This window comes from Acidicapsa borealis, from assembly GCF_059115245.1.
This window is the reverse complement of record NZ_JCACNY010000001.1, coordinates 4,280,197-4,305,995: the sequence shown is the minus strand read 5'-3', so window position 1 is coordinate 4,305,995 and position 25,799 is coordinate 4,280,197. Positions and strand designations below refer to the sequence as shown.

The following is a 25,799-nucleotide window of genomic DNA, read 5'->3' as shown; positions in this document are numbered from 1 at the left end:
CGGTCACCTGTTGGTCAGCGAGCCGTTGATAAGGCCGTTGTTGCTTGTGCTATCAGCGGTCGCGAGTTTTGCGACCTTGCTCTGGTTGGCAAGATCGATCCCTCGGGTCCGCATCAGTTCTGCCAGGGCCGCCTGAGTGTAGGCGTTGGCGCGAACGACCCACACGTCGGCCTCCGCTTCGAGAATCGGAGCGCTGCCTGGAGCGGCCTGCGAGATCTGCTGGCCCATCTGGTTGGCTTCGTTCAGCTCCGCGTCCGCGAGTGCGTCGATCTCAATAGCTCGCTTCATTGCATCCTGAGCCTGCGCATCGGTCATATCGGTCATCGTCCTCATCTGCGGAGACGCGGCATTCTGAGGCATGACAACGCCATACACGTTCTGAAACTGGCCGGAGACGTTCGGCACGTTCGAGGCGTTGCGCGAGAGCAGAAGGGATTCGAGATTCCGAGACTGCGGTAGAGTAGCGCTCGATACGTTGCCCCGAAACAGGCTGCTGATCTGATTGAATTGCCCTTCGAACCGCGTCACCGAACTCTTCGCCTGGTTGATTGCAGCGAGCGGGTACATCACCTCCTGCTCATACTTTGCCGCGCTCTGCTCGTATTGGTTGATGGTCTTGAGCGGCGTGGCGATGTAGGTGTTCATCAGCGACTGCATCTTGGACAAGGCCGCAAGAATCGCGGCCGTGTCGATGCCGAATTGCCCGTTCGCACGAGGCGGGAGAATGGCCAGTACGCCAAGTCCAACGACCGCCGCCTTCAGCAGCGTCGGGCGATACCACCGACGTGCCTCTCGCTGAGACTCTTCATACCCGTTCTGGGGTTTTGCAGGCTCGTTCATTTGGAGAGGCTTCCGCCGCCAGAAGAAAGACCTGCGCTGTTTGTTGAGGTTCTTCTTCGGATCCGTCATGAGAGTCTCCTTATCGCGCCGTCAGCGCTCCGGTGATGAGGCTGTTGATACCGCCGGTCGCGGCTGTCCGGCGCTTTACGAGAACGTTGTCGTGAGCAATGCGCCCCGCCTCCTGGCGCAACTCTGCTGCAAGCATCTTTTGCATGAATGCCTGGCAGCGCAGGTTGGCGACCTGGGCCTGGGCAGTGAGGAAGGGGTTGGAGCCGGGTGTGCTGACCGCTACCTGGTTCTCCATCTGCTCGGCGGTCTGGAGAATGGCGTCGCCGCCCTCGTCTGCGATGAGGGTTGTCTTGAGGTTCTCCTGGCCCAAAGCATCGTCGACATCCATCATGACCCGATCCTGCGATGAAGCTGCGTTGACCTGTGGGATAGCCCCATAGTTCGTCGTGAAGCTGGTCTGCAATGCCGGAATTTGTGTTGATAGACGGCTGTGCAGAATGCTTTCGAATTGCTTCGGGCCGGGCGTGACTGCGCTCGAAAACCGGGTATTGAAGATCTGATTCATCTGGCCGCGAAAGTTCGAAATCGAGTTCGCAACAAAGCCGCGAGCCTGATTGATCGCCGCAAGTGGAGCGACTGTCGTTTGATAGAGCTTCTGAATTTGCTGCGATATCTCGTTGATGGTCTTGAGTGAACTCCCGATGTCGCTCTGGATCGAAGTGAAGATCTTGTCAAAGACGCTGAGGAAGTCTGCTTGGGCGTACTTTGGCAGAGCGATGCAGGCCTCAATTAAGAGGACTCCGATCAGCAGTCTCCGTTTCCAGCGAGCATGAGCCGGTGGTTTCGGACGGCATACTCCGTCAGCGTCGTAGGCAACTCCGTTCAAGAGAAACTCCGTCGTGGGCTGGGTATTGTCGCTCATTTGCTCATCGCCTCCTGCATCTCGCCTGAGAGTTCGACCGGCAGTGGCGCTAGTTCCGCCAAGCCCCGCGGATACTGCACGGCAAGCTGCTCGTAAGCCTCGATCAACGGCAGTTGCCGATGCTGCCGCAGCCACCACTTTCGGAAAGTTCGCTCCCGGGCATAGGTGGTCGTGATCCAGTAGTCCACGGCACTAGGAACAATTCGAATCGCGTGCGTCGATTCCGCCTTTTCCCCGATCGCGATGAGGAACTCAGCGCTGTGACCCTTTTTGGGGTGGGCAAAGGTCTTGATCTGGTTGAGCGCTGTCTCATTCAGGTGGACGTGCTCCCGGAGCGCCGTCATATCGCCGGGTTGCTTGCCGATGATCTTCGTGGTTGCATTCTTGACGATGCCGGCGCCATGCTCATTGGGCCGGTCCGGAGTCCCGACGAAATCCTCCGGCGTCTGACTGATTCCCCAGACGCTGGCGTTTCGTTTGCGCGCGGTGCGGAACAATTGCACGACAACACTTGCAAGAATTGGCGACTCAAGAAGCGCCCAGCATTCGTCGAGCAAGACAATGCTCGGCTGACCCGTGAACCCCGATGCGCGATAAGTGGCCGTATGGGCGATCAGCAGGCTCATGGCCCGCTCCAGCCTGGGATCGTCCTTCAACTTCTCGACATTGAAGTAGAGCCAGGGATTGTTCAGCTGGACTGTCGTGGGCCGATCGAAGAGGCGCGCATAAGGGCCCTCATCAACCCAGGCCCGGAGCTTGGTCGATGCCATCTGCGCCATCGCATTGATCTTCTGATTGCGGTCGCGGTCCTGCCAGTGCGCCAATTCCGCGGCCAGATCTCCAAAGAGTGGAACCGGATTCGATGTCTTCGCGCTGCAACGCTTGTAGGTTGAGGCAATGGCTTCGAGCAGCACGCTGTCGAGCAAATCGATATCGAGATCGGGCGGCGTGTTCTCTCCCAACATGTGCCGGGTCAGGTTCTTGAGAAACGAAATCTGATCGTTCGAGGGCCTGGTCTCTCCACGGGGAAGGTCCCAGGGGTTGATCGTTTGCTCCGAGTCGAGCGACATCTCGATCATCTCCCCACCCATCAACTCGACCAACGGTTGATAGGAGTCACCCCGTTCGAGAATAGAAATAAGCGGATTCGCGCGGGCCGCCATTAGCAGCATCTGCTGCGCGGCAAGCGTCTTTCCTCCGCCGCTCTTGGCCATCAGCAACCCGTTCGCATCCGAAAGATCGGGATCGAACATGGAGAACGGGATCAACTGACGGAAGGGCGTCTCAAACAGGATGAGCGGGCTCCTCCGTGTCCCGGTCCACGGCATCTCGACCGGCACGAGGTCGGCAACATTCGACGTGAGCATATCCTGGTCCCGCTTGTCCGCCTCTGCCATGCCAGGCAAAGTACCGAGAAAGATCCGCCGTTTGGCGATGGTCTCGGCCACCGCCTTCGCGCCATTCATGTGGGTGAAGGCATTCAGAACCTCTTGCGTGCGATTCGCGAGCTCGCGCTCGGACCGTTCGAGATCGCGAAGTGTAACCGCCGGCTGAGATGTGCGGACAACGACGCAGAGGCTGAGCTTCGCAGTCTTGAGTGACGAAGAGATGATGTCGCGCTGGACCTGGATCAGCTGCGCCTGCGCAACCTCCGCCTCGGGGTTGGACTTGAAGTTGCCGTTCGCGTCCTTCCGTGCGGCCGTCATCTTCTGGAGGCGTTTCTTGTAGCTCTTGAGCACCTTCACCTGGTCGGGGATCAACACTTGCCCGCTGATGACGATGGGGAAACCCAGCGTCGAGAAGTTCTGCAACATCCCGGGGAAGGTGGCATCGGGGAGTTCCTTGAGACTCACAACTCCGTAAAGATAGCCATCGATATTGAGGTATGTTTCGGTCTCATTGAGGATGCTCGCCTCGATTGCCTGTTCCCGCGCACTGCGGTACTCGATCATCTCCTCGCCGGGGACATAAGCCCGCCGATCGCGCCGGATCGGATGTTGCGCGTGCTTTAGCTCCTCGAAGAGTTCCTGGGTCGAAAGTCTCCGGGGTCCTAGGTTGGCCGCTTCCATCGACCCCTCGATGCCGCGGAGGATGGATTCAAACTCAGCAAGATAGGTCTCATGCTCCTTGCGCGTCCGCTGGATGGCCTTTGTCTGGCTGACAGTGAATCCACCCAGGCTTCGATTCTGCTGCGCTGAGTGGTAGAGCTTCGCGTGAACACGAGGATCCCAGACCAGATACACATGAAGCCGGTTCTCGAAGAAGACACCGCTGTTTTCTTTCTGCCGCCACATTCTCAGACGGTGGGTATCGAGCGCCATCACCTCCGACTGCTCAGTGCGCTGTTCGCGAATGTAGCTGTCGAGCAGGTCGCCTAGGTGCTCGGAGATTTCATAGCGGAACTGGATGCGCATGCTCACGTCAGGAACGCTGCGGAACAGTGCTTCGAGCATCGCTTTGGTCTGATTGCGGTCGTCGTCTGTGGCAAAGTAAGCAAGGATGCCTCTTAACTCATAGCCCGCAACAAAGGCTCCGCTTGTGCGAACCATGATGTTGTCGCCCATTGGCAGATCCCTGAGGGGCAGCAGCTCGCACACTGCGGGCGCCTTCAGCTTCCGTTCATTTTCCGCATTCGTCATCGGCATAGCTCTCGCCTCCGCGCTGACTCTTGACCCTCAAGTTGCAATCCCGCTTTCGCAATCTCGACCAGGGGAGCGATGCGCTCATGGAATCGAGCCGCGAATATCACACTCGCAGACACTGCTCGTGCCGCTTCGACATCCAGCTGCATGGCAACTGACCCGTTTGATTCCATCTTGATCGAGGCCTGCATCGGACTACTCCTCCTCATCGACCACGTAAGCATGTGTCAGTTCCGAATCTCGCTCAAGCGCGCACCAGGCCTTCGGATCGAAGAACGATCGGACCAGATCCGTAAGATAGCCGCGTGGCCTGCCGTACTTGAACAGGATTAGGAACGGCACGGCCAGCGCCGGCACGACGAACTCCATGAAGACGTTGAGGGGCATCCCGAGCACATGCGCGTTTCCGCTAACAAAGTGAGCTGCCAGATTCATCAGCGCGGCGAGCGCGAGCACAAGGATCAGGTCCTCAAACTCCAGGCCAAGGAAAGTCACCTTGGTATGGAGATTGCGATGAACCGGCGTGAGATCGAGACTCATGGCGCTACCCTCCGATTCCGTGAGCTTGTGTCACCATCGACTCGGCCAGGCGCATGATGCCTGAAACCGACAGCGCGGCAATCGCCGCGATGAACTTCCGTATCCAGGCCGAGCCTGGATAAATCTCAGAAACAACTCCGCCCATGTGGAGCGCCATGGCCACGAGTTGAGTCAAAGCGAAAATGGGCAGGATGACGTTGGCCGTCCAGTTTGTCAGGCTCATCGTTGCCATCCAGAAGACATCGGCGTTTGTCGCTCCGGTGTGCTGAACGAAGCCTTCGAGCGCCCGCAAGATCCCCGAACACATCAACGAGGCAAAGCCTCCGTAGAGCAGTTGCTCGAATGGGCCACCCTTGCTGTACCGATACACGGCTCCCGCAAAGAACACGCCAGCCATGGTCGGCATCATGGTGTTGCCGGCCCAGGAAGCGAGGTTCGTGATGGCGCCGTCGAGACTCATACCTACTCCTTATGCAGCCATTGCTTTGAAGAGCGCGAGAAGACCGCTCACACTCAGAAAAGAGATCGCGGCGAAGACCAGCCTGGTCCAGGGTCTGTGCCGGACAAAATTGATGACGGCTCCGACACATGCCAGTCCCGCCGCGGCCGGCATGATCTGCCCGGCAATGTAGTTCCAGAGAGAGGTCAGCATGTCGGTCATTGCGTACTCTCCTCCGGAGTTCCAACCCTGCATCAGTTGCATCGTGGCCGACAGAGACATCAGAAAAAGCGCTGCAACAATGGAGCCCAGCGGATTCTCGCCTGCCGCGCAATCGAGCGTGGCCTTCAGAACGAAATAGGCCGCAATCACCGGAACCAACTTCGCAACAACGATCTGATTGACGAAGCTCTTGAAGACGGTTTCCATGCTCGCCAGCCAACTCGTACCCACCGACCCGCTCGCGGACGGAATGTTGATCCCTTGCGCCGCGATCCACGACAACAACTGCGGAAGCGTTAGGAGGACGATTGTCCACAGAACCCACTTGCCCGTGCGGCCATTCACATGGAAGTTGATCCCTCCTTCATGCCGCAGGCTCACTCCCGCGGCGGCCAGCGTGCAGAACGCCGCCGGCACCGCGAGATCGAGCAGAAGTTGCAGTAGGTCGAGGAGGAATTGTGGCGGTTGCATCGCTCGGCGCTCCCTTTACTGAATGCCCTGCGCTTGGGTGATGAAGCCCTCGGCCATGCGTCCGAGACCGGAGATCACCATGAGAGATACGCCGGTGACACCCCAGCCCAGGTAACCGCGGCCACTCTTGAAGTGCCATCCTGCGATTCCCAGGCAGGCAACCGCGATCACCGGAGCGATGACGTTGCAGCTCCAGTTCACAATGTTGAGGACAGTACCCTCGACGGTTGTCGCCTGCTGGCCTTGAACGGCCTGGCCGAACTGTGGCGACGTTCCAAGGTTCTGGGCTCTCGCTGCAAACGGCGCAAGAAGATTGCCCAGCAGGATGAGACCCAATGCGAACTGGAGAGCGATACGAACCCAGTTGATTTGGTCGGGACGGTGGATGACGAGCGTGGATGTTTGAGCGGACGCTTGGGAGCGCCCCCAGTCGGTCGATGCGTTTCTCATAAGGTTGCTCTCCTGGACCCGGTTGCTCGGGGCATCCGTGTCAGGAGAAACCTTGAGGCAGAATCGAAATTCGGTCAAATTCGGGCCGTGGGGAGGTTTCCGCCACTGGGAAACTTGACGACACGACAACTTCGGGCCCATTTGGCTTAGCGTGACCTGCCCAAGTCTGGGAAAATAACGGCATGCCCGCGAAGCGTGGAAGGGACGAACAGGTTTTCATCAGGCGATTCGTGTCCGCCTATGAGAACTTTGCATGGGCTGGCTCTAAGATTGACCCTCTCGATGAGGAAATAGATGGTGCTATTGAGGCGCTGATCACGCGAGAGGATGGCCAAACGATGGCTATCGAGCACACGCTCATCGAGCCATTCGTCGGCGACAAACGCGACTACGCGATGTTCGAGCGGGCGTTTCTGAGAATCGAGGATGATAAGTCTCTCGCGGTTCCGGACACTGGAGTCACTGTCTACGTACCTGTTGGCATTCTTGACGGCCAACAACTAGTAAAGAGGAACAGGATCGTTGAGTCGATACACTTATGGATCGCGAGCAACCGGCTAAGTCTGCGTGACGGCGAGCATAGGTATCAGTGTGAAGTACCGGGGATGCCATCGGTTACACTTACGGTAGAGCGAAAGAAGTTCGGACTCTCACGGCCAAATCCGGGAAGCGTGTTGGTTCGGCGGTAGCAAGTGGCGAACGATCTTGACAGGGTGATCGAAAAAGCGCTCCGGACGAAGCTTCCAAAGCTTGTAAATACGGAGGCTGATCGGCATTTGCTGTTCCTTGAACGCGATCAATTCACCTTCCATCCTGACCTGATCTTCACCGAGATCGAAAGGCAGCGACCTCATTTTCCGGATTTGGATCGGGTCGACGAGATTTGGCACGTCGAGACAGTCTCCTACGCACTTAGTGGCTATTTGAATTTTGAACTACGGAAGCGTGGCCATTTGCTCGCAAGAATTTGGTTCCTGGGCGACGAGTTCAGGGGAAGTTCTAAGGACGGAATACCATACCCGAGTTAATCTCGCGTCCCGGATTTTAAGGAGTTCAATTGAGCAACAGTTGCGGGACCAAGATGGCGCCACGAGCGGACCGCAGTCGAGGCCGTTATTAGATTGGCTTACTTATAGTTTTATATTTTGTTCATGGCGCGATCGACCACGCACACTCGTCGGAAGTTGAATTCACCCAGTGGCGACCGCTCGAGAAAGTCACTTCCGTGACCCTCAGTCTCGTTCGTCCCGGCTCACTCAACCCAACATCGATTTCGGCCTTCTTCCATTTGCCCGGTGGGGCTACCGATGCAATCGGAGATTTGTTCGAGTTGTCCACCATGCTTTGACCCATGGCGCCATGTTCCCGATAGGAGGTGGCGGCATCGAAAACCACTTCCTTGATCTGCTCATTGGTGACATTCATGTACTGGAGATAGAGGGCTACGCCTTTAATTTTGTAATGAGAAAATCCGGAACTTGCCGCCTTCCAATTGGTGTGACGAATCTGCACCGGGCAGCCGGTGCTGCCAGTGATTGCTTGAGCGCCGCACGGATGCGGGGAAAGCATCAGTGCGGCGGCCAGAATAGGCATCGAAAGTAGTATGCGTGAGGTACTCATACCGGTTCGTTTCTCCAACTGCTTGGACGAATTGCTCCTCACTTCGTTTGCGACGTAATCACGCGCGACTGCGGAGCCGGGACAGTTCTGTATCCCGCCGGGACCGTGAAGAGGCTACTGTCCGGTGGGGTCGCAGTTGAGATATTTTCGTACTGAGAAGTGGTGGTTCCGCCGAGTGGATCGGTGATGACCGTGAGCAGCGGTAGCCGGAGATCGGCGGATCTCCAAACCTCGATCATTTTGGTAATGGGAGCGGTGTTTCCAAGTGCGGAATTGGCCGCTATGGTTGTCGATTGCTGAATGCCGTGAACACTGTAGCCGGCAATCACCTTGACTCCGAGATCGGTCTTCCCAGAACCGGACTTCCCAGCGCCGGTCTTCCCAATATTGACGGATCCGCTCAGGCTGATTCCGGAAGGCTCAGTCTTGGACAGTGCCGCCGCAGGCTTCGTCCCGCTCGCCGCTGACAGCGGAGCGTGCTGCACCTGGGCAACCTTCCCGGCCGTATCGAGCACGGTCACCGTATGGGAACTGTTGTCGACGATGACCACTCGGTTGGGTTCCTCGACCCTTGTACTTCCATCCGCGCGACGATAGAACTTCATCTTTCTTTCCTGGCGCAGTGTGTTTCCATCAGGGAGAGTGCGCACGCTGGCAACATAGATATCGGCGCTCAACGGAACTGTCTGAAGCGAAGGGGTTTGTGCTACCAACTTTGCGATTCCCAGGCTGGTCATCGCGGCGAAAGTGATTGTGAAGCGGTTTATCACACGCATAGTACTCTCCTTTTTCAATGGGTTGTGTTGCTTGAAAGTGGTGAAAAGTCAGGTGGGGAGTGGATGGATCGCGACTACCTCAGTAAGCCACGTCGGCAACGATGAGAAGCTCGACGGTCCCGTTTCCTTCGAATAAATCCCCATTTGATGCATCGACTCCCGTGACAACATACGCGCCCAGGGAAAGCCACGGATATTGGTAGAAATCGATATTGCCGTCGGGATCGACGACGTCGATGAATGACCGGTCGCCATCGTCGTAAAACACTTGCGGCCATGCGTAGAACTGGGTGTCGAGACCCTGGTAGGTGAAAGTTCCTATGGTGAGCGAACCCTCGTATTCCTCAAGAGGATCTTCGAGAACAAACGATCCACTTGTTTGAATGCAACTCGGAGGCAGGGTAAGCGTCGCCTCCTCGACAGGACCTGTTGTCGAGAACCCGTCGTACCAAGCATCACCAGCGTCGTCGAGCGTCCAGTAATCCGTGGATTCAATGAGGACATCCGGGACGTTGCCGCCCGCAAAGTCCGCGTCGTTGCCAAGAGCATATCCAACGACACAGTTTGAGCCGCCGGAGGATGGCGGGGTGCAATCCAGGCATGGCCGCGCACACCGATACTCCGCGCATGGTTTGCCGGGTTTGCAAACAGGGTTCGTGCATTCCGAGACGACAGACTGGGCCTGCGCCTCATGCTGAACGGCGGAAAGCGAGAGAACGACTGCACCCATCAGAAAGCATCTTGTGAGCAGCCAGCGTAACGTGTTTGATCGAGGCTCGGCTGGTTTGGTCGAGCCCTCCCAGAAATTCAATCCGATTCTCATGTTTCACTCTCCTGGACTCGGCGGCTCAAGGCCTCCGTGTCGAAGCGGAGAATCGGCTGGAACCGAAACTCGGTCAATTGACCGGCAGTGGTTCAGAATGGAATTTCACGGTATCTCCAGTCGAATGTTTCACTTTTGCGGCAAGCCAGGAACCGATCGCCATTTCGCCATCTTGGGGTTCTAGCCCAAATTGAACCAACGGGCTAGAATTTCAATCGAAGGGGCTGGTGTCGCAAGCTGTCGCCAGGTCAGGGACAACGGAATGGCATCCGTAGCGCAGTTGAATTCTTACCAATGCGACCAGTGCGGAACCACGAACATCGTGGCTGCGCCCGTTCTCTACCAACAGGGGACACGCGCATACTCCGGTACGTTCAATTCGGGGACCAGTCAGTCCTACTCTGCCCAAGCTGCCGCGCCGCCCATCCCGCGGGGTTATCTCCGCCCCCTTGTTCTCTGGGGACCAGCAACCCTTATTCTTTTTGTGTGGACAATTGCCGGTTTCAGCTCGCTTATGGAACATCCAACGACAACTGCATTGTCCTCAAATACCGTTGCCGTCATCTTGTTCCTCTCTTTGGTCTCGCTTGCAGGGATGGCCTCCAGTTTTCGCAAGATAGCCCGCTACAATCGCGAGATATATCCTCGCCTCTACTGGAACTGGGAGCATACCTATATCTGCAAGCGTTGCGGGAAGCTCGGTTTGATCCCCTGATAGGCGCTATCAGGCACAGGTTCCTGAAGGCGGAATGAAACTCATGCGTGCGTCTGCACGAGGGCTAGGTTTATTGCCCACATCTCACGATTTTGCCTCAACTCCACACTGAGGCATCGGAGTCGATGTTTGCTCATTTCCAAATCGAGCAATCGGGATCGAGGATGCCTCAATCACACACTGGGTTACACGGACCGATCTTTCCTCAAACGCGAATCGGGCCAACGGGAGCCAACTTTGCCCAATCGCACAGTGGGTGAACGGGAGCGGTTTTGACTCGACTCCAGAATTGAGCAATTTTCGGGAGTTTGCCTCAACCGCACACTGGGTTAATCGGACCGATCTTTGCCCAAGCGCGGCCTCTGCAAGAACGAACGTCACTTGTCGTCCGGGGAGCTAGCGCGCGAAGCTAGAAAAGCTCGACAGGCTCAGAAAGAATGGACACGACGGTCTTGCGGTCGATGGTGCCGTGCTCGCTGCCATCAATCCCTCATACGGTGTCCGCGAAGAGGATTCGTTCCTGCATACAGAACGCCCTGGCACGGGGCCAGGGCGCAGAGAGGGAGTATCTGATACGCGGCAATCTACTTGGCCGCAGCGACTACTTTGTGAAGCTCGGAGGGCCTTTGCTCGTGCTTGGTGAAAACCACGTAGATCTTCGTATCGGCGGGAACGGAGACGACAACGCGGCTGTTGGCATTGAGGCTCATGACTTCGGAATCGCCAGCTGTGCCGATATTCTCGGCCAGCCGTTCCCGGAGCATATCGTCCTCGGAGAATGCACCGCTCGAATTGTTGCCTGCCACCTCGGCAAGAACAGAACCAATCCCTGAAACGGCGCGCACCAGGAAGTTCTTGCCTGTGTTCTTCCCGTAGACATTCCCTTTGATCGGCCCCAGATCGAGCCCGGTGCCAATCGCGTCGATCTTCTCCCGCGCGCCATCGAGCAGTTCGATTTCGTCGAACTTCACGCTGACAAGGCCGCTCCGATCGGCCTGCTGGAGTTGGCCATACACGCGCGCGCCGGCGGGAACGATGATTCTGTCCCCGACCGCATACGTGTACTCGACCACTGCTACCACCGGGGCCTGCACAGCACTCGATATCTGCGTCTCAAGCTTGGCTTGAATACGCGTTCCCGGCGTCAGCTCCAATGTTGCTGCTCCGTCACCATCGGAATTGACCTTCGACACGGAACCGGCAGGGTTCTGTGTCACGCTCCTCACGAAGATGATAGAAGGCTCCTTCAGGCTGTTTTGCTGTGCCTGCGAAGTCTCCGCCGCGGGAGATCCGCCGTAGGGCGCTGGATCCTCCCATTTCTGTTGCGTATCTGCGAACAACGGTACGCTGCCGAGCGAAGCGGCGGCTGACGGCTTCGCCGCAACCGGCTTGAAATGACCGTTGTCGTTCAGAGATCGTGTACGCCGAATATCACTCGGCCCAAGCTGCCCACTGCTGTTGTCTGGAGCGGGAGCGCGTACCGTATCCATCAGAGGCGTCACGCTTCCTTTGGGCGGCTTCGTCACCTCCTGCTTCGCCAGCTGAGACGACTGCTTAATCGACGCCGGCTTCTTCGGAGATCTTCCGACCACGGCCGTGAACACAAAGAACAAAACCGCAACGGCCAGCCCGCTGCCGAGAAGGATAAGTTTTTGCCTGTCGATCCCTTCCGGGCCCTTTGCATCACTTCGTGTCGCAAAGGTTGTCGCAGGCTCACGTCTTCCATTCACGACGGTTGATTCCCGCGCCTGGATCGGCTCCTGCGCGGATACGGGCTCAGCGGATTCCTCGATGACGCTGTGCATGCTTCCGTTTTTGTTGGTGTCGTTGACGCTCATGGCCTCTGTGCTCCTCTCTACTTCCCGTTGCCGGAGATGGGTGGGGTGAAGGGCAGACGAATCAAGATGGGACGGTCCACCTGGTCCGCCTGTGCGATCTGCAGAAACAGCTTTTCCGTGGACTCCTTGAAGTTGGGCCTGTCGAAGACAACGACACCGTCGGCTCGTTCTCCCGCCTCAAGCCTGGTTGCGCTCAACCGGTAGTCGCGGATCTCCAGCTGATCCGAGATGATGCCCTTGCCTTCTTTCTTTTTCTTCTTCGTGGCCTTGCGTCCGGTGATCTGGATCTGTGGCGGAACGATCTCGACAGGCTGATCCGAGCTGTTCATGACGGAGTAAGCGACCACCGTCTGGTTGCTCCATTGGCGAATGTCGCAGATAGATGTCTCGATCTGCTTGTCCTCCCATTTCGTCCATTTGGGAGCATTCACTTTCTGCTGCTGCCTGAACTCGTCATCGAGATTGGAAAGCGGCGCTGACCGCGAGCCGACGTCTCCACTCATCGTTTCGCGCGCTGGGACCTTGCTAGGCGCGGCTGGCGTGGCCGCTGCCCCGGAGTCTGAGGAGATCAGAAAGCTCCGACCCGATCGGTACTCGATCAGGAAGTCTACTGGCTGCGATTGATTCGAAGCGTTGGCACCATCGCTGACCAACTCCAGCGTCACGTGCTGACCCGATTTCGTCGCGATCAGGAGATTCGACTGAGCCGCCTGTTTCGTGATGGGCTTGACGAAGACATACTCGGGCTCTCCCTCGTTGTGTTCGGCTTTGAACTCGCCCGGACCGCCGAGAATGACGGATGTCACTTCTTCCGGCATGCGGATCGTCGACTCGAACTCCGGCCGCAAGTGCAGAACGGTGATCTCCTTCGGGTTGATCGTGATCGTGGCAACGCGCGCTCCAACTTGTGTGTCGGTGGCGCTGAGACTCAGTGGAAGCAAGAGAGCGATGGGCATGAACCAGCTAGGCTTCATGGTGTTGACCTCCGCGGCGACCTCATCGCCGCATGTTTGCGAATCATGAACTGCCGCCGGACTGCCTGCACATAAGACACAACATCCGGGTTGTGATAGCTCAATAGCTCCCGGGCGATACCACGGTCGCCCGCGTAGTAGGCCGCGACGACCAGGCGCAGATCCCCGTGGAATTCCCACATTAGCGCCGTCACGTAGCGAGTGCCCGCAGCAATGTTCTGCTCCTCGTCGAAGGGTCTGAAAGCGCCGAAGCGCCGCGCGGTAGCAGGCATAAGCTGCATCAACCCCATCGCTCCCTTGCTTGATACCGCTCGCGGATTCCACCGTGATTCGACGTCGATTAGCGCCGCGACTAATTCGGGCGAGACACGGTAGTGAGCCGCGTATTGCCGCACAAATTGCCCCGCTGGCGCAGGATCGACTTGGGCCGGTGCGACTCGGCCAAAAAACAACAATAGTAGGAGTAGGCGTCGCATCATGAGGCGGACCCTCCAGGGAGCGCCAGACTCCGCGCAAATCGTGCGCCGTCGTCGAGCAGACTCTTGAATCCTTCGCGCAACAGGAGATGCCTGCGATCTTTCTCGGTTTTCGCCAGGAACGGCAGCAGAACGTCGCGGTGCTCCTCGGTTACGTGATCGGTTCCGAGCAGTTGAAGTGCGTTCGCAAAATCGATCATCTCCGAGACCGAAGGGGGCTTCTCAAGGGAATAGTTGCGGAACGAAAGTGCGATCCCCGCCATCTCCCGGTGGAACTTCTCATCGGCCTTCGGTGTGCGACTGGCGATGATCTCCGCTTCGCGCTCCGGGGTCGGATGCTCGACGCGAACGTAAAGGCTCCGCCTTCGAATGGGGTCGCCGAGTCTGCGCTCCTCGTTGCTGGTCAGCACAACGAAAGGGATGCTCTTCGCTGCGACGGTACCGAACTCAGGAATCGAGAGCTGCCAGGCGGAGAGGATTTCCAAAAGCATCGCCTCAAATCCGTCGTCCACCTTGTCCAACTCGTCAATCAGCAGGACGCATGGCCGTTCGCATTCGAGCGCCCGCATCAGCGGACCGGGGCGAAAGAAGTCGCGCCCTTTGAGGTTCGCCTGCACGCTCTGCCAGTTCTCATGCTGGCCTTTCGAGAACTCCATGTAGAGCCGTTGCAGGCCCTCGTCGAACCGGCCGATGGCCTTGTCCTCGCTGACGCCGCGATAGCACTGGAGGCGCTCGACGTGAGTCTTGCCCGCAGCGGCTACCGATAGGGCCAATTGGGTCTTTCCGGAGCCTGCCGGCCCTTCGAGCAGCAAAGGCTTCTGAAGCTTCGCGGCCAGAAAGACTACCTGGGTCATCACGGGATCGATGAAGTAGCCCGTCTCGCAAAGCTTGACTGAGAGTTCATCGAGCGAATCAAACATCGTATCTATCCTCCAAACAGTCTTTCCCCCAATGGGTTCCTCGAAATGGCCCGCACTTCTCAAGCAACCGCGCCCCGCGTCTGGCCGGAAGCCGTTCTTTCAGTGAAAGAAGCGTCCAAGTCGCCGTAACTTGCAATACGACGTCAACTGGGTTTCTCCACTTGACACTGAGACCAAGCGTGGAGCCAGCGAAATCCGAGCATGAAATGGTGGACCATTTCGGTCAAGTTCGTCGACTATGGTCATGCCGAGAGGCATGAAAACTGGCCACTCTTGCTATAGACCAAGAATGGCTCTGGTTCAGTCTCCTCAGATGACCCTTTCAGGAAATCCCCTGCATTCGTCTGTGGACGCGTAAAGCGATTCGCTCTGGAATTCTCAGTGAGGTGTAGCCCCTCTTGAATCTGTTCCTTTGGCGAGCGATCTTGATGACGCCTGGCTCCGTGTTGAACAGCCTTCTTATCGTGTTTTCGCTGAAGAACCAAAGCTTCGATAGCTCAGCGACCGTGTAGTGTCTCTCCAGCGCCGGCACACCTGTCACTGCCGACTGGCTTCTCGGAAGGCTTGAATCGAACTGCGATTCGTAGTGGAGTTCCATTCGATTTTCCCCTCATTTGGATTTGGCTTCTCAAGCGATGAACTGGAGTCTGATGCTTTCGATCAACAGAGATTGCACACAGCTCTTCTAAGTCAGCTCAAATACTCGGTCAAATCAGCCATTCTTCGCGGCAAGCGACACTGGAGGCGCCGGTCACGCTGTCGCTTGCGAACCCTTCGGATTGCGGATCAATTGCAACCCTGCCCGAGTTTTCGTCGAAGGTGCGGGATTCGGCGGATTTGTATCCGGCCCCGGCGTGGCGGGCAATCCGATCTGCCATGCACTCCGGACGCTATCCTGCAACTGAATCTGTCTCGCCTTTACGAACGGGGAGTAGCTCTTTTCCGTGATTTTGACCGAAGCATGGCCGAGCAGGAGGGAGACCTGATCGATCGGAACGCCCGCCAACAGCATCTCGACTGCAAATGTGTCACGGAACATGTGGGGATGACAGCGTTTCGGAGATCCGTCGGCCTTCGTCAGATTGACCAGTTTGAAGAGGCGGCGGTAGCTGCGCTGCCAATCGGCGACCGCACTCTTCGGCTTCCCATTGCCGCTCCAGAAGAAGTAACGCGGATTTGGCTTTGGACCGGGCGGGAGGTTATCTAGGGCCGCAATGACGAAGGATGGGAGCGGGACGTAGACTGGCGTCCCGGTTTTCGCCTGATAGAGCATGAGGCTATCGCCTTGAAGCCGATGTCGCTCCAGTGTGACCGCGTCCCGGATGCGCAGCCCGCTCCAACGCATCAGGAGGGTCATGGCGCGGAGCCTGGTCCGATTATCGTCAACCGACACGTTCCCGCCGCGTTTGTCGCCGCACCGGGAGGTCGCATCCAAAATCTTCTCGAACTCTTCTCGGGGGAAGTAGTCAGTTGGAACGTGGATCACCTTGATCTTGCCAAGTCCTAGGACGGGATTCTCTTGGATATAGCGGCGTCTCATACAGGCCCAGAAGAAACCGATGACCCGGTTCTGCTTTTTCTGGCCAGCCAGAGGGGCATCCTTCCAAGTGCTGCGGAAGCGGAGCAATGCATCAAGGTCGATCTCATCGAGGAAGATGAGGCCTTCGACCGTGCACCAGGAAAGGAACTGTTTGCGAAAGATAGTTTCGAGCTTACGGATCGTGTCTTCGCTGAGACCCCTCGAGTGCGCGTCGGTGAGATAGGCGTCGACGGCTGAGTCGACGGTTACCCGCGGCTTCTTTGGTGTGGGAGGCAGTACCTCGACGGGAGTAGCTTCCAGCGCTGGAGATTCAACCTTTGGAAACGCCACCAACCCCAACGTATCCGGTCGTGACGGTCCAAATGGAGGTAGCCCTTTGAGAAGAGCGTCCTCGAGTTTAAGCCTTAGCTCCTCGGCCTCTCCCCATTGCCGGGTGCCGGCGCTCTTGCGGAAGTAATCGCGGTTGACCTGGCCGCCGATCCACTTAGGGCAGTTGCAGCGGCGGTAGGTCCGGTCGCCTACGTATTTGCAATCGTTCGAATGACGGGTGAAAACAGAAAGCAACAATGGGGCCTCCCACTTCGGCTCCGATTGTGCTGGGATGGCGGAAGTGGGTCAAAACCAAAATCGGCTCCGTACAAATTACGTACAAAAATCCGCTCGAATTTTGCCCATCTTAGCTAACTTATTCGTAGGAAAGGACTTGGATGTGGTGGAGGCGGCGGGAGTCGAACCCGCGTCCGAAATTGTAGTCAGCCGAGAGACTCCATGCGTAGTCTATTCAGTAAATTCGCTCCACCCGCTCAGAATAGACAAGAAACGAAAGAAGCTAGTCCGATGATCTTATGGCCACCACACGGACCGAGCGGTGACAACCAGCCTGCTGTGCGACGCCCGCTCTCAGCCCACAGGCGAAGATGAGGAGGACGGCAGCCTATTTAATTAAGCTGCAAGTGCCAGATTGTTGTTGGCAATTGTGTTTTTGTAAGCGATTACGGGTGCCCACCCCCCGGCATGCCTCTCTGCCGCTTGCAATCCCGTCGAAACCGTGACGCCCCCATCTTTTGGTGACATCAGCCGGACCCTAAGGTGCCTGCTGCATTCAGCTATTGTACGCTGTTTTCGTTCATCGCATGCGCTGCTACTTGCCGGCGTCGTTGCCGATGGCGATGACGGCGTAGCGGGCGACGGTCGGACCGATGTTTTTCAGGCCGTGCAGTTCCATGGAGCGGGCGTAGAGGATGTCGCCGGGGCCGGCGGTGAAGGACTCTTCGCCGAGGATCCAGGAGAGCTGGCCTTCGCGGATCATCATGAATTCGGTATGGGCGTGGCGATGCGCCGGGTGGGGCATCGCGCCCGGGTTGAGCGTGGTGTTGTGGATTTCGATCTGCTCGCCGGTGGGGAGTTTACCGGTGGCGACGTGCTGGAAGGCGCCGTATGGGCTATCGCTGGTCGCAAGGCCGCGGATGCCGAAAACCTTCGAATGGGCAAGTTCGTCTTTGGGCGAAGTTGCGGAGGTTTGGGAGAGTGAGGCGACTGCTTCGCCGATCATGGCGAGCGCTGGCAGAGATAGAACGAGTTCGCGGCGAGTTGGCATGCGGGAAAGCATAATCTAAATGGAACAGCCAAGGCGATGGGCCTTGGCTGTTCTGGGATCGGGCTGATTTCGCGCTTACTGGCTTTCCAGCGGGATCGACTCGTAATCCTTGTGGATGATGCCGGAGCGGATCTGTGCTGGCGTTTTGCCGAGCTTGGTCTGCTGGTAGGCGTAGACGCCTTCCTTGGCGCAGGTGGAGCATTCGGTGCCGTGCAGGCCTTCGAAGCAGCTGCGCAGGCTGGTATGGCCAAGGGCGCGGTCGCAGCGGCAGTTGCACGGCAGCTGATAGAGGACGTTCGACACCTTTGCTGCCTGCTGGTAGACGTGCGCCTGCCACGGGTAGCGGAAGTTGTCGCCGGTCAGCTTGGAGCCGCTTAGAATGGGGGGCAGGGAAGCGACTTTCAGCGGCGCGGATGGGTGATAGGCGGGAATGTCGTCGGCAGGGTTAGACCACTGCGCGTAGCTTATGGCGGTTGCTGCGGCCATGACAAGTGCTACTGCCCAGCGGCGCGTGCTGCGAATCTGCATTGCTTTACCTCGTCTACTTCTGTGTCTTCATTCTAAGACAAGCGGCGGAGGGAATCGGGAGCGTTACCGGCGCAAAAAAAAAGGCGCCACGAACGGTAATCTGTTCGTGGCGGGAGGCCAGTGACGCAACTTACTTGCTAGAGAGAAATGGGAGACTCACTGCCATCTCCACCAGCAATATCTACACCTTACTATAGATTCGCTTGAATGCAAATACCAAAATCAAAATATTCCCACGATAGAGTGTCACATAGTGAACACGTTCTTGAAGCTCCCGACTCGATAAAATGAGGTTGTAAACGGTTGTCAAGCGGTCGCATCCGCCCGGAGTATGGAATTGGTAAGCAATGGTAGAAATGAGGGTTACGTACCCGAACCGGAGAGCCAAGTGGAACCCAGGGGACTCCTGGGATTGGGGCTGCTCGCGGCTGCTTCCGCTCTGGCGGGAGGATTAGCGGTGACATGGTGGCATCGCAAAACGCTTGCGAAACTCCAGAATCCCATAAGTCCTTCCGAAATCCAAGGACCGGAATCTTCCAATCTCGACGTGCAAGACACGGAATTCGACGAATTCTAGCCGAAGCGCGGCTAGCAGGGCTGTTCTAGAGAATCTTTCCGATCGCAGTGGCGAGGGAAAAATCCTTTTCCGTGATTCCGCCTGCATCGTGGCTGGAGAGTGCTAAATGCACCTTGTTGTAGCGGACATCGATATCAGGGTGGTGTCCGGCGCGTTCCGCCAGCCCTGCTACTGAATTTACGAAGCTCATCGCCTCGCGGAAGTCTCCGAAGGTAAACGTGCGATCCAGTTCACCATTCTTTAGTTGCCAATCTGGGATAGTCGCTAAATGCTGATCGATCTCGGTGGATGACAGTACGGACATGGAAGTCTCCCGGCACGTGGCCTGATTGCGCTGCGAATCAGCAGCAGATGTATTGATTTGGATGCGGCTTTACCTTCCCGGAGTGGCGAATGGAGCGGATTCCAGGCTTGCAAAGGGAGGGGTGGCCCCGGTGATCTCGGTGCGCAATTCTATCCAGAGCTCGTTGGGGATCTTAAGGAAGACTTCAACCACGGCGGGGTCGAACTGGGTCCCTGAGCAGCGCAGGATCTCTTGCCGGGCGACGTCGAAGCTTTTAGCGCCGCGGTAAGGGCGGTCGCTGGTAATTGCGTCCAAAGTGTCTGCGATGGCGAAGATGCGGGCACCGATGGGGATAGCGTTGCCGCGCAGCTTGCGGGGGTAGCCGCTGCCGTCGTAGTGCTCCTGGTGCGCGTAGACGATCTCGGAGGCCTCGTGCAGGAAGGGAATTTTCCGCAGGATGTTGTAGCCGCGTTCGCAGTGTTCGCGCATCAACTCCTGTTCGGCGGGTGTCAGCTTGCCGGGCTTGCGCAGGATGGCGTCGGGGATGGCCATTTTGCCGATGTCGTGCAGAAAAGCTCCGCGGGCGATGACCTTGATGCCGTCCGATCCGACGCCCATGGCCCGTGCCAGCGCGATGGTGTAGGCAGTGACGCGCTTGGAGTGGCCTTCGGTTTCTGAGTCTTTCAGGTCGAGCGCGTCGCCTAGGGCTTCGAGTGTGATGTCATAGGAGCGTTCGAGGTCCACGATGGCCTGGTGCAGCAGCTCGGTGCGGGCCTGGACGATCTGTTCGAGATTCTGCTGGTAGTTCTGGTTTTCGCGGAGGGTCTTGCGATGGTCCAGTGCGCGGCGAACGGTGGCCAGAAGCTGGTCCCGCTCAAAGGGCTTGAGCAGGTAATCGTAGGCGCCTTTGCGCATGGCGCTGATAGCTACGCTGATGTCTTGAATAGCGGTGACCATAACCAGCGGAGTATGCGGCTGGTCAATGTGCAGGCGGTCCAACAGGGCGATGCCGTTACCGTCGCGCATGACCATGTCGGTGAGGACGAGGTCAAAGTGCTGACGGTCGATCAGGTCAAAGGCTTCCACGCAGCCGGCGGCGAGGACGGTGTGGTAATTCATGCGATCGAGCGTAGCGCCTAGCATCGAGCGTACGTGGGGCTCGTCATCTACGATCAGAATCCGCGCCGGTGCCCCCATCGCTCCTCCGTATCCGCCCATGCCTAACAGAACATCATTATTACGCACATTTGAACAGTAAAGTTTTCGTGTTCCAGTATTTGGCCCTGGAATCTGAACACGCTTCCATCCGGGAGCTATCAAACGACAGTTACATAACCCCTGTTACTTGATATACCACCGCAAGGGCTTTCTGTAGAGTACCGACGTACCAATGGAGTGCTTGAGTCAGCACCCTTCTTTCTGCTTCGCTCGCCGGGCAATGGCCCAACCCTCTTTGGTGAACTGACGGCTCCGGCCTACTGCGAGGGCATTGGCCGGCACCTCGCGCGTGATGCAGGAACCGGCTCCGATGTATGCGCCGTCGCCGATCGTGATCGGGGCGACCAGGGTGGAGTCACTGCCGATGAAAGCACCCTCGCCGATGCTGGTCCTGTGCTTGTTCACACCGTCGTAGTTGCAGGTGATCACACCCGCACCGATGTTCGTGCCCGCGCCTACTTCGGCATCGCCCAGGTAGGCGAGGTGGCCAGCTTTGGCGCCCTTGCCCAGCTTGGCTTTCTTGGTCTCGACGAAGTTGCCGATGTGGGCGTCTTCACCGATTTCGCTGCCGGGGCGGAGATGTGCGAAGGGGCCGATCTTGGCCTCGTTGGCTACAGTGGAATCGGTGATGATGCAGTATTGGCGGATGAGGACGCGGTCGGCGAGGATGGAGTTTTCGATCACGCTGCCGGAGCGGATAAAGCAGTCGGAACCGATGCGTGAGCCGCCGAGAATCTGCACGTTCGGTTCGATGACGGTGTTCGGGCCGATCTCTACATCGGCATCAATCCGGCAGCTCTCGGGGCTATAGATGGTGACGCCCTGTTCCATCAGTTTTTCTGCTGTTTCTGCTCTCGCTGCTGCGTCTGCTGCCACCAGTTCCGATATCCGGCTCACTTGTATTTCCTCCGACCACTCTTACGAAACTAAGCCGGGCAACTCGATGCGTCAATGGAACTGGACCGGAGGCCCTCCACCACACCGTTGTTTGTAGAATGCACGCAAGGAAGAAACTATGCCCGGTTGGCTCCGAAAGCTGTTACGCATCCTCATCATTGTCGTCGTACTCTTTGGTGGTTTCTTCTACCTGTTCGCTGTTTATCCGCTCCGGGTAAAGCATCCGCCTCTGGTGCTGGCGAAGGGAACCCTGGCGATTCAGCATGCCCGCATCTACACTTCGCCGACCGCCCAGGTGATTCCGGACGGGACGATCCTCATTCAGGATGGGCGAATTGCCTCTGTCGGAGCAGATGTCCCCGTTCCGGCGGGAACTCAGCTGATCTCGTGCAACGGTTGCACAGTGGCGGCGGGATTCTGGAATGCGCACGTGCATTTCACCGAAGGGAAGTGGTCGCTGGCGGAATTCAAGTCGACGGCCGATCTGAATCCGCAGCTGGAAGACATGCTGACCAGCCGAGGGTTTACGACGGTGGTCGATACGGGATCGAACATGGTCGACACGATTCCGCTGCGACGCCGGATTGAGAGCGGGGATCTGGACGGGCCGTATATCTACACGGCAGAGGCTGCGCTGTATCCGCCTCACGGAATTCCGTTTTACATCAGGGAGAGCGCGCCGAAGTGGATCCAGATGCTCATGCCGGAGCCGGAGACTCCGGACCAGGCGGCGAAGATCGTCAAACGGAATATCGAGAATGGCGCGGACATCACCAAGCTTTTCACCGGCTCCTACGTCGAACGGGGCACGGTGTTGCCGATGCCGCTCGGGATCGCCCGCGCCGCGGTGGAGGAGTCGCATAAGGAGGGAAAGTTGGTCTTCAGCCATCCGTCTGATTTCGCCGGGACCAAGGTCGCACGCGATAGCGGCGTGGATGTGCTGGCGCATGCGCCGGACACGCCGGAGGGCATTGATCGCGCATTTCTGCAGAGCATCGTCGAGCACAAGATGGCGATGATTCCTACGCTCAAGATGTTCGGGACAACGGTGACGAAGAAGCGCAGCTACCTTGATCCGATTGACGCCGAGGTGCGCCAGTTTCACGAGTTGGGCGGGCAGCTGATCTTCGGGACCGACGTTGGGTACATGCACGACTACTCGACCGATGATGAGTTTGCAGAACTGGTCAAGAGCGGACTTTCTCCGATGGACATTCTGGCCATGCTGACCGTCAACCCGGCGAGCCGCTTCGCCGTTTCGGATCAGAAGGGAACCATTGCTGCGGGAAAGCTGGCTGATCTGACCATCCTAGATGGCGACCCCGCTCAGGATGCTTCTCTGTTTGCGAAGGTGCGGACTACGATCCGTTCGGGCCGGGTGATTTACCAGCGCAAATAAAAGAGCCGCACCCGAAGGCGCGGCTCTCATGCTCAGTGACTGAAAGGGCTTATTGTTGCCCGCCTGGCCCTTGCTGCCCCGCCATACCCGGAGGCATGGGGATGCTGATGTCGATGGCCTTGGGTTTGCCGAGGCCGATTGTATCCAGCGCCGGTTCGATCTCCTTGACGTTGCCTACGACGAGCACATCGAGCTTGGACGGATCGATGTACTGCTTGGCCGCCCGTTCGAGATCGGCCACGGTGACCTTCTCGATGCCTGCCTTGTAGGTTTCCAGATAGTTTTCCGGATAGCCGTAGTACTCAAGCTGGACGCGAGCATTGAGCACCTTATCCTTGGTGTCGTAGCGGAAGAGGAAGGAGTTCAGGATCTGCTCCTTGGCGCTCTTCAGCTCTTCTTCGGTGAATGGCGCGGTCTTGAGCTTGTTGACCTCGTCCAGCACGGCCTTGGTTGCGGCTACTGTGGACTCGCTCTTGGTGCTGACGACGATGCGGAAGAGGCCGGGATGGTCCCAGGTCAGCCCGTAGGATCCGCCTACAGAATAGGCCAGGCCGAGCTCGGTGCGGATCTTCTGGAAGAGCCGCGAGCCGAAGCCGCCGCCGAAAATCTGGTTCATCACGACCAGCGTGGCGAGGTCGGGGTTGTGACGGTCAGTGCCCAGGCCGACGATCTCGATGTTCGACTGGTTCACGTCCTGCTTGTCGATGAAATAGAGAGCCTGCTGCGGACTGTTGAACTTGTCCTGCCGCGGCGTGGTGGGCTTGACCGCAGGGAGCGGTTCGAGGGCCGCGCGCAGTTTGGCTTCCATCGCGACAGGGTCGAAGTCGCCCCCGACGGCGAAGATCAGCTTGCCGCCGATGGTCTTGGCATGCCAGGCTTCGAGGTCCTGCACGGAGACTTTGCTGATGGTGTCCATCTCGGGCTGACGGCCATACACGCTGTCCTTGCCGTAGACGAGCCGCCCGCCTTCGCGGCCTGCAATTTCACCGGCGTCGTCGTTACGCCGGGCAATGCCGGTGGCTTCCTGCTGCTGCGCAAGTTGGAGCTTTTCCTTTCGGAATTTCGGATGCAGCAGGAGGTCGATTGCCAGGCCAAAGACCTGGTCCGAATCGCCCTTGAGCGAATCCCAGCTTACGAAGGTTGAGTCGTCGCTGCCGCCGGTTGCGATGCTGGCGGCCTTGGCTTCGAGCAGGTCGTCCATCGCATCGCCATCAAGCCTTTCGGTGCCGCTGTTGCGCCATGCCTGGCCGTAGAGATCGACGAGGCCGACCTTGGACGCGTCTTCATCGCGGCTGCCGCCTGGGATGAGTACGTAGCCGGAGACGAAGGGAAGCTCGTGGTCTTCCTGCAGAAAGATCACGATGCCATTCTTGAGGACGATCTTCTTGGGATTTTGTGGTTTGAAGTCATGCAGCTTGGGAGTCGGGATTTTCTCCCACGGCTTTTCCTGCTTCTGCGCATGGAGCGAAACGCTGCCGCATACGAATACAGCGAGGAGGGCAGAGGCGATGCTGAGATTGAGATTCTTCATTGGGCACCGCCGTTGGGGGCTGCTGCTGGTTTAGGCGCTTCAAACTCGATGGTGGCCGAGGTTCGGTTGCTGGGGATAAAGGTTTTGTTGGCGACGCGGCGAATGTCCGCTGCGGTGACCTTGTCGATCTTGTCGAGTTCGAGGAAGAGCTCGCGCCAGTCGCCGTACTGCGACTGGTATTCGGCTAGCTGATTGGCGAGGCCTTGGTTGTCGGCGAGACCGCGCAGCAGCCCGGCGCGTGCGCGCGTCTTGAACATGGCCAGCTCGGCCGGCGTTACATCCTGCGTCTTCAACTTCTCAATCTCCTTGTGAATTCCGTCTCGCATCTCTGCCGGCGTGTGGCCCGGCAGCGGTACGGCGTATACGGCGAAGAGGCCTGGGTACTTCGAGCCGGGAAAGCCGCTGAAACCCTGCGCCTGAGCGGCAATCTGCTGATCGCGGACGAGGCTGCGATAGAGCCGCGAGACTTGCCCGTTCGAGAGAATGTCGGTGATGGCTGAGTAGACCGAGTCGTCCGGGTCGCGAAAATCACCGCGATGATAGCCCTCGATATAGAAGGGCTGTGTTGCTTCACGGATGGTCACTGACTTCTCGGCGAACTGCTTCGGCTCGACGGTGGTCATGTCTTCAGGCTTGGGGCCGCCGGGGACTTTGCTGAAATACTTCTCCAGCATCGGCATGGCTTCGGAGGCTTTCACATCACCTACGACGGCAACGACGATGTTCGCGCCAACGTAATACTTCTTGTGGAATTCCATCGCCTCGGTTGCGGTGATCTGGCTGAGTTCGCTGGGCCAGCCTACGCCGGATCGGCCGTAGTTGTGCGCGACAAAGGCTGTGGCCTGGAACTGCTCGATCATGCGGCCGACGGGGCTGGAGTCGGTGCGCATGCGGCGCTCTTCCATGACAACGTCGCGCTCTTTGTAGAACTCGCGCGGGACGACGTCCGAGAGGCGGCCACTTTCGAGATAGGCCCATAGCTCAAGCCGGTTCTCAGGCATCGACCAGAAATAGACAGTTTCATCGAGACCGGTGGAGGCGTTGAGGCCGGTGGCTCCGTTGCGCTCCGCGATCTCGGTGAACTGGTTCGGAACCACGTACTTCTGTGCCGCTGCGATGGCTTCGTCGCGTGTCTTCTTGAGCGATGCCAGCTTGGCCGGGTCCTGGCCTACACGCTTGCGGAACTCAGCTTCATACGCATCGTTGGCAACTTCGATCTTGGCTAGCGCTACCTTTTCGGCAGGGTAGTCGGTGGTGCCGACCTGACTGGTGCCCTTGAAGGCGAGATGTTCGAACATGTGCGCGAGGCCGCTGTCGCCCGAAGGATCGTTCACGTCGCCCGCATCAATATAGGTGGAGTAGCTGAAGACCGGCGCGTCGGGCCGTTCGCAGATGATGATGGTCAGGCCGTTGGGCAGTACCTTGGTGGTGGTCTTCTGCTCGAAGCTCTTCAGGTCCTGCGCTTCAAGGGGTGGCGTAAGGAGAGCCGGCCCCACGCTCAGCAGGACAAAGGCTCCCAGCCATAATTTGATTCCAGTTCGCATTCGTTTCT

Annotated in this window: 26 protein-coding genes and 1 other RNA gene; 2 read left to right on the top strand and 25 right to left on the bottom strand. The window is 58.0% G+C overall.

Going from position 1 to position 25,799, the window contains the following annotated elements:
* Positions 1–3: 3 nt before the first annotated feature.
* From AC5S27_RS17740 to AC5S27_RS17710, 7 genes are all read right to left on the bottom strand, one after another.
* Positions 4–909 carry a hypothetical protein gene (locus AC5S27_RS17740; protein ID WP_493935898.1) on the bottom strand — a complete coding sequence of 302 codons (906 nt, stop codon included), beginning with the start codon at positions 907–909 and terminating at the stop codon, positions 4–6.
* Between the two features lie 10 nt (positions 910–919).
* Positions 920–1,771, bottom strand: a complete 852-nt coding sequence (locus tag AC5S27_RS17735) for a hypothetical protein (protein ID WP_493935897.1) — start codon at positions 1,769–1,771, stop codon at positions 920–922.
* Entirely contained in the window at positions 1,768–4,416 is a 2,649-nt protein-coding gene (locus tag AC5S27_RS17730; RefSeq protein ID WP_493935896.1) for a TraG/VirB4 family ATPase, read from the bottom strand. The genes AC5S27_RS17735 and AC5S27_RS17730 overlap by 4 nt, the downstream gene beginning before the upstream one ends.
* 192 nt (positions 4,417–4,608) lie before the next feature.
* A complete protein-coding gene (locus AC5S27_RS17725) occupies positions 4,609–4,953 on the bottom strand; it encodes a hypothetical protein (protein WP_493935895.1) in 345 nt (114 codons plus the stop codon).
* Between the two features lie 4 nt (positions 4,954–4,957).
* Positions 4,958–5,413, bottom strand: coding sequence for a hypothetical protein (locus tag AC5S27_RS17720; RefSeq protein ID WP_493935894.1), 456 nt, complete (start codon positions 5,411–5,413; stop codon positions 4,958–4,960).
* 9 nt (positions 5,414–5,422) lie between these two features.
* Positions 5,423–6,085 carry a hypothetical protein gene (locus AC5S27_RS17715; protein WP_493935893.1) on the bottom strand — a complete coding sequence of 221 codons (663 nt, stop codon included), beginning with the start codon at positions 6,083–6,085 and terminating at the stop codon, positions 5,423–5,425.
* Positions 6,086–6,100: 15 nt separating this feature from the next.
* Entirely contained in the window at positions 6,101–6,535 is a 435-nt protein-coding gene (locus tag AC5S27_RS17710; RefSeq protein WP_493935892.1) for a hypothetical protein, read from the bottom strand.
* Positions 6,536–6,717: 182 nt separating this feature from the next.
* Here AC5S27_RS17710 and AC5S27_RS17705 point away from each other — a divergent pair, with 182 nt between their 5' ends.
* The gene (locus tag AC5S27_RS17705) at positions 6,718–7,224 is read left to right on the top strand and encodes a hypothetical protein (RefSeq protein WP_493935891.1); all 507 of its coding nucleotides are present in this window, start codon (positions 6,718–6,720) and stop codon (positions 7,222–7,224) included.
* On the opposite strand, the gene AC5S27_RS17700 is transcribed toward AC5S27_RS17705, so the two are convergent.
* The 16 genes from AC5S27_RS17700 to AC5S27_RS17625 form a co-directional block, all read right to left on the bottom strand.
* Positions 7,186–7,425, bottom strand: a complete 240-nt coding sequence (locus AC5S27_RS17700; protein WP_493935890.1) for a hypothetical protein — start codon at positions 7,423–7,425, stop codon at positions 7,186–7,188. The two genes, AC5S27_RS17705 and AC5S27_RS17700, sit on opposite strands and share 39 nt — an antisense overlap.
* Before the next feature lie 259 nt (positions 7,426–7,684).
* On the bottom strand, positions 7,685–8,155 hold the full coding sequence (locus AC5S27_RS17695) for a hypothetical protein (protein WP_493935889.1): 471 nt from the start codon (positions 8,153–8,155) through the stop codon (positions 7,685–7,687).
* 38 nt (positions 8,156–8,193) lie between these two features.
* A complete protein-coding gene (locus AC5S27_RS17690) occupies positions 8,194–8,931 on the bottom strand; it encodes a hypothetical protein (RefSeq protein ID WP_493935888.1) in 738 nt (245 codons plus the stop codon).
* A gap of 79 nt (positions 8,932–9,010) precedes the next feature.
* Entirely contained in the window at positions 9,011–9,754 is a 744-nt protein-coding gene (locus AC5S27_RS17685) for a hypothetical protein (protein WP_493935887.1), read from the bottom strand.
* 1,299 nt (positions 9,755–11,053) lie between these two features.
* Positions 11,054–12,307 carry a TrbI/VirB10 family protein gene (locus AC5S27_RS17680; RefSeq protein WP_493935886.1) on the bottom strand — a complete coding sequence of 418 codons (1,254 nt, stop codon included), beginning with the start codon at positions 12,305–12,307 and terminating at the stop codon, positions 11,054–11,056.
* 17 nt (positions 12,308–12,324) lie between these two features.
* Positions 12,325–13,281, bottom strand: coding sequence for a hypothetical protein (locus AC5S27_RS17675; protein ID WP_493935885.1), 957 nt, complete (start codon positions 13,279–13,281; stop codon positions 12,325–12,327).
* Complete coding sequence (locus AC5S27_RS17670; RefSeq protein ID WP_493935884.1) at positions 13,278–13,760, bottom strand: lytic transglycosylase domain-containing protein; 483 nt, start codon at positions 13,758–13,760, stop codon at positions 13,278–13,280. Before AC5S27_RS17670 ends, AC5S27_RS17675 begins: the two co-directional genes overlap by 4 nt.
* On the bottom strand, positions 13,757–14,677 hold the full coding sequence (locus AC5S27_RS17665) for an AAA family ATPase (RefSeq protein WP_493935883.1): 921 nt from the start codon (positions 14,675–14,677) through the stop codon (positions 13,757–13,759). The genes AC5S27_RS17670 and AC5S27_RS17665 overlap by 4 nt, the downstream gene beginning before the upstream one ends.
* A 322-nt stretch (positions 14,678–14,999) precedes the next feature.
* Complete coding sequence (locus tag AC5S27_RS17660; protein ID WP_493935882.1) at positions 15,000–15,275, bottom strand: hypothetical protein; 276 nt, start codon at positions 15,273–15,275, stop codon at positions 15,000–15,002.
* A 153-nt stretch (positions 15,276–15,428) separates the two neighbouring features.
* Entirely contained in the window at positions 15,429–16,784 is a 1,356-nt protein-coding gene (locus tag AC5S27_RS17655; RefSeq protein ID WP_493935881.1) for a tyrosine-type recombinase/integrase, read from the bottom strand.
* A 143-nt stretch (positions 16,785–16,927) separates the two neighbouring features.
* Positions 16,928–17,276: a transfer-messenger RNA gene (gene ssrA, locus AC5S27_RS17650) on the bottom strand.
* 82 nt (positions 17,277–17,358) lie between these two features.
* The gene (locus AC5S27_RS17645; protein ID WP_493935880.1) at positions 17,359–17,814 is read right to left on the bottom strand and encodes a cupin domain-containing protein; all 456 of its coding nucleotides are present in this window, start codon (positions 17,812–17,814) and stop codon (positions 17,359–17,361) included.
* A 75-nt stretch (positions 17,815–17,889) separates the two neighbouring features.
* Entirely contained in the window at positions 17,890–18,342 is a 453-nt protein-coding gene (locus AC5S27_RS17640) for a PCYCGC motif-containing (lipo)protein (RefSeq protein WP_493935879.1), read from the bottom strand.
* 602 nt (positions 18,343–18,944) lie between these two features.
* Positions 18,945–19,223 (bottom strand): 4a-hydroxytetrahydrobiopterin dehydratase, encoded by a 279-nt coding sequence (locus AC5S27_RS17635; protein WP_493935878.1) that lies wholly within the window; start codon positions 19,221–19,223, stop codon positions 18,945–18,947.
* 69 nt (positions 19,224–19,292) lie between these two features.
* Entirely contained in the window at positions 19,293–20,399 is a 1,107-nt protein-coding gene (locus tag AC5S27_RS17630; protein ID WP_493935877.1) for an HD domain-containing phosphohydrolase, read from the bottom strand.
* A 207-nt stretch (positions 20,400–20,606) separates the two neighbouring features.
* Positions 20,607–21,317, bottom strand: a complete 711-nt coding sequence (locus AC5S27_RS17625) for a DapH/DapD/GlmU-related protein (RefSeq protein WP_493935876.1) — start codon at positions 21,315–21,317, stop codon at positions 20,607–20,609.
* A 118-nt stretch (positions 21,318–21,435) separates the two neighbouring features.
* Between AC5S27_RS17625 and AC5S27_RS17620 the strand changes: the two genes are divergently transcribed.
* Positions 21,436–22,716, top strand: a complete 1,281-nt coding sequence (locus AC5S27_RS17620) for an amidohydrolase family protein (RefSeq protein ID WP_493935875.1) — start codon at positions 21,436–21,438, stop codon at positions 22,714–22,716.
* A 49-nt stretch (positions 22,717–22,765) separates the two neighbouring features.
* On the opposite strand, the gene AC5S27_RS17615 is transcribed toward AC5S27_RS17620, so the two are convergent.
* Together AC5S27_RS17615 and AC5S27_RS17610 are read right to left on the bottom strand one after the other, a co-directional pair.
* Positions 22,766–24,247, bottom strand: coding sequence for a M16 family metallopeptidase (locus tag AC5S27_RS17615; protein WP_493935874.1), 1,482 nt, complete (start codon positions 24,245–24,247; stop codon positions 22,766–22,768).
* Entirely contained in the window at positions 24,244–25,791 is a 1,548-nt protein-coding gene (locus AC5S27_RS17610) for a M16 family metallopeptidase (protein WP_493935873.1), read from the bottom strand. Before AC5S27_RS17610 ends, AC5S27_RS17615 begins: the two co-directional genes overlap by 4 nt.
* Positions 25,792–25,799 lie beyond the last annotated feature (8 nt).